Raw genomic sequence first — 3,510 nt, 5'->3', positions numbered from 1 at the left:
GGCGCGCACCTCGGGGTCGTCGTCGGCGAGGGCCCAGGCGAGCGCGTCGCCGGTGCCGCGGGGGGCCGCTTCGGCGAGGATCGTGACGGCGGCCCTGCGGACGCGCGGGTCGGGGTCGCGGAGGTACTCCTCGATCAGGCTGAGCTCGTTCATCGTTCTTCTCCTGGCTGGTCTGCGGGCGGGCTGTCTGCTGGTCTCGTGAGGGCTACCGAGGGGGACAGAGCGCGCTCGCCTGACGCCGAAGATCGACGTGCAGCCGCTGGACCAGGAGTTTCATGGTCCGATCGTGCGTCAATTTGCCTATTAAGTCAACTGGTTTAGTATGTAATTCTCCTCTGGGGTGGAGGACGGGAGGGGCCCGGAGCGCCGGGGTGGGCGTACCGGGCCTCTTCCGTCAGGTCTTCTCCAGATACTCAGCGCGCTCCTCGCCGAGCAGTTCCTCCAGCTCCGCGGCCAGCTCCGGATAGGCCTTGAGCTCGGGATCGGCCGCGACGAGCGCCGTGGCCGCCTCCCGCGCCCGCACGATCGTCTGCTCGTCCCTGAGCAGGGTGAGCAGCCGGAGCGTCGAACGGCTGCCCGACTGGGCGGCGCCCAGCACGTCGCCCTCGCGGCGCTGCTCCAGGTCGAGCCGAGACAGTTCGAACCCGTCCGTGGTCGAGGCGACGGCCGCGAGGCGCTCCCTGGCCGGCGAGTCCGGCGGGGCGTCGGTGACGAGCAGGCAGAGCCCCGGCAGGCTGCCCCGGCCGACCCGGCCGCGGAGCTGGTGCAGCTGGGAGACGCCGAACCGGTCCGCGTCCATGATCGTCATCACGGTGGCGTTGGGGACGTCCACCCCGACCTCGACCACGGTCGTCGCGAGCAGGACGTCCAGCTCGCCCGCCGCGAACCTGCGCATCACCGCGTCCTTGTCGTCGGGGTGCATCCGGCCGTGCAGCACCCCGATCCGCAGCCCGCGCAGCAGCTCGCCCTCCAGCATCGGCTGGAGTTCCAGGACCGCGATCGGCGGACGTTTCTCCTCGGGGTCCTTGGCCACGTCGTCGTCGCCGGGGCCCTCACCGATCCGCGGGCAGACGATGTAGACCTGACGGCCCCGCCCGACCTCCTCACGGATCCGCTCCCAGGTCCGCGCCAGGAACGCGGGCTTCTCCCCCGGCACCACATGGGTCGCGATCGGCGCGCGTCCGGCGGGCAGCTCACCGAGCACCGAGGTCTCCAGATCGCCGAACACGGTCATCGCGACGGTCCGCGGAATGGGAGTCGCCGTCATCACCAGCACATGCGGCCGCCCCCCGCTGACCTTCTCCCTGAGCGCGTCCCGCTGCTCGACCCCGAACCGGTGCTGCTCGTCCACCACGATCAGCCCGAGCTCCGCGAACCGCACCTGGTCCTGCAGCAGCGCGTGGGTCCCGACCACGATCCCCGCAGCCCCCGACGCCGCCTCCAGCAGCGCCGCCTTCTTCGCCTTCGCCCCCTGCGACCCGGTCAGCAAGGTCACCCTGGTCGCCTGGTCCCCGCCGCCGAGCTGCCCGGCCTGCCCCAGTTCCCCGAGCATCCCGCTGATCGACCGGAAATGCTGCTGCGCCAGCACCTCGGTGGGTGCCAGCAACGCCGCCTGCCCCCCCGAGTCCACCACCTGCAACATCGCCCGCAACGCCACTAGGGTCTTGCCGCTACCGACGTCGCCCTGCAGGAGGCGGTGCATCGGATGGGACAGGGCGAGCGCCGCGGAGATCTCGCGGCCGACCTGGAGCTGGCCTTCGGTCAGGGTGAAGGGCAGGCGGGTGTCGAAGGTGGCGCGGATGCCGTCGGCGACCGGCGGGCGGGGGGTGGCGGGGAAGGATTCGGCGGCGTGGCGGCGGCGGGCCAGGGCGAGCTGGACGAGGAAGGCCTCGTCCCATTTGAGGCGCTTGCGGGCCGGGGCCAGCTCGGCGGAGTCGGCGGGGCGGTGGATCTTCTCCAGGGCTTCGGCGAGGGGGATGACGCCGTAGCGGCGGCGGAGTTCGGGCGGGAGGGGGTCGGGCAGGTCGGTGACCATGTCGAGGACCGTGCCGACGGCCTTCTTGATCTGCCAGGACTGGAGTTCCTTGGTCGCCGGGTAGATCGGCAGGGGGCGGCGGGCGAACTCCTCGGCGGTCTCGGTGGTGCTGCCCGTCGGGATGACCTCGAAGTCCGGATGGGTGAGCTGGATCTTGAGCCCGCCCGAGCCGCGGTAGAAGGAGACCTTGCCCGCGACCATCGCGAGGGTGCCGGGATGCAGCTCGCGGTTGGGCCGGGATGCGCCGGGACGGCCGAAGAAGGTCAGCGAGACGCGCCGGCCGCCCGCGTCCTTGACCACGACCTCCAGCAGGTAGCCGGGACGCCGGGCGAGATCACGGCCGGTCTTCTTCTCCACCTCGGCCATGAGCGTGACGTGCTCGCCCTCGGCCACCGCCGCGAGGTCGGTCAGTTCGCCGTGCCGGACGTACCGGCGCGGGTAGTGGCGCAGCAGATCGCCGACCGTCCGCACGTCGAGCCGTTCGTCCAGCACCTTGGCCGTCTTGGGTCCGAGGACCTTCCGCAAGTCTCCGCCGAGTTCGAGCACGATCCCATTGAAGCCGATACCGCCGACGTTCTGTTCCGGCGTTGGCCTGACCGGCGGGCACCGGATCGGTGATGATCGTGGGAGCCGCCGGCAAGGTAAAGATCTTGGCCGACGACTTGCCTATTTAGGTAAAAACAGGGCACGCTCCTCCAAGTGTCCTAAATCACCCACAACGAAGTGGAGCTGTACCGATGGTCACCCTGACTGCGGCCGAATCCCTGCGTGAGCTGGCCGACCGCCTCGAACGGCACGGGTTGAGCGCCCGCCTCCTCCAGCCGATCGGCCGTCCCCCCACGCTGCACGTGAGCAACCCGGTCGCGCCCGGCCTTGAGGAGAACATCCGGCTGGAGGACGGCGCGCTCTGGTGGTCCTGGGGCGACCTGATCGCGCTCGCCCCCGAGGTCGAGTCCGCCACCGACAGCATCCGCCGGGTCCTCGGCGTCACCGCTCACTCCACCCCGAGCAGGATCGGATAGAGCACCTGGCCGCCGTCGTAGACGGTGAGCTCCACGTCAGGGCGCTGCGCCCGCAGCTCCGCTTCGACCTCAGCGACGAGGCCGGACGGCACCCGGGCCCCCGTGACCATCGTCACCAGCTCGCCACCGCCGGAGAGCATCCGGGCCAGCACCTGACGGGTGATGTCGCTCAGCGCTGAGCCGATCATCACCACATCCCCCTCGATCAGCCCGAGCACGTCACCCGGCTGGCAGATGCCCGCACTCGTCATCGCCTCGGCGTCCGCGATCTGCAGGCCGCCGAACCGGGTGGCGCGCGCGGTGCCCGTCATCGCGATCACGTCGTCGTGGAAACGGCGCAGCGGATCGTGGACGGCCAGCGCCGCCAGCCCCTGCACCGACGCCTTCGTCGGGATCACCGCGATCCGCACCCCGCTGTCGCGCGCCCGCGCCGCGGCCGCCTCGGCCAGCGCC

The 3,510-nt window shown here is 71.2% G+C and carries 4 protein-coding genes and 1 pseudogene; 1 reads left to right on the top strand and 4 read right to left on the bottom strand.

Going from position 1 to position 3,510, the window contains the following annotated elements; genetic code table 11:
- The 3 genes from ACYVE7_RS31185 to recG all read right to left on the bottom strand — a co-directional run.
- On the bottom strand, positions 1–153 hold a 153-nt coding region (locus tag ACYVE7_RS31185; protein WP_460369794.1), incomplete at its 3' end, for a HEAT repeat domain-containing protein.
- Positions 154–205: 52 nt separating this feature from the next.
- A complete protein-coding gene (locus ACYVE7_RS31180) occupies positions 206–277 on the bottom strand; it encodes a putative leader peptide (RefSeq protein WP_460369792.1) in 72 nt (23 codons plus the stop codon).
- Positions 278–394: 117 nt separating this feature from the next.
- Positions 395–2,581 (bottom strand): ATP-dependent DNA helicase RecG, encoded by a 2,187-nt coding sequence (gene recG / locus ACYVE7_RS31175; RefSeq protein ID WP_460369790.1) that lies wholly within the window; start codon positions 2,579–2,581, stop codon positions 395–397.
- 191 nt (positions 2,582–2,772) lie between these two features.
- Here recG and ACYVE7_RS31170 point away from each other — a divergent pair, with 191 nt between their 5' ends.
- Positions 2,773–3,057, top strand: a complete 285-nt coding sequence (locus tag ACYVE7_RS31170; RefSeq protein ID WP_460369788.1) for a hypothetical protein — start codon at positions 2,773–2,775, stop codon at positions 3,055–3,057.
- Here ACYVE7_RS31170 and ACYVE7_RS31165 read toward each other — a convergent pair.
- A pseudogene (locus tag ACYVE7_RS31165) lies at positions 3,030–3,510 on the bottom strand (DAK2 domain-containing protein); the annotation flags it as partial. The gene ACYVE7_RS31170 and the pseudogene ACYVE7_RS31165 sit on opposite strands and share 28 nt — an antisense overlap.

Source organism: Actinocorallia lasiicapitis (assembly GCF_054778695.1).
Note: the sequence above shows the minus strand (reverse complement) of the source record. Positions and strands in the feature narration are given on the sequence as shown.

What these genes read in the sequence shown, in the direction of transcription:
- ACYVE7_RS31170 (WP_460369788.1), top strand. Translation starts at nt 2,773, where the DNA reads ATGGTCACCCTGACTGCGGCCGAATCCCTGCGTGAGCTGGCCGACCGC.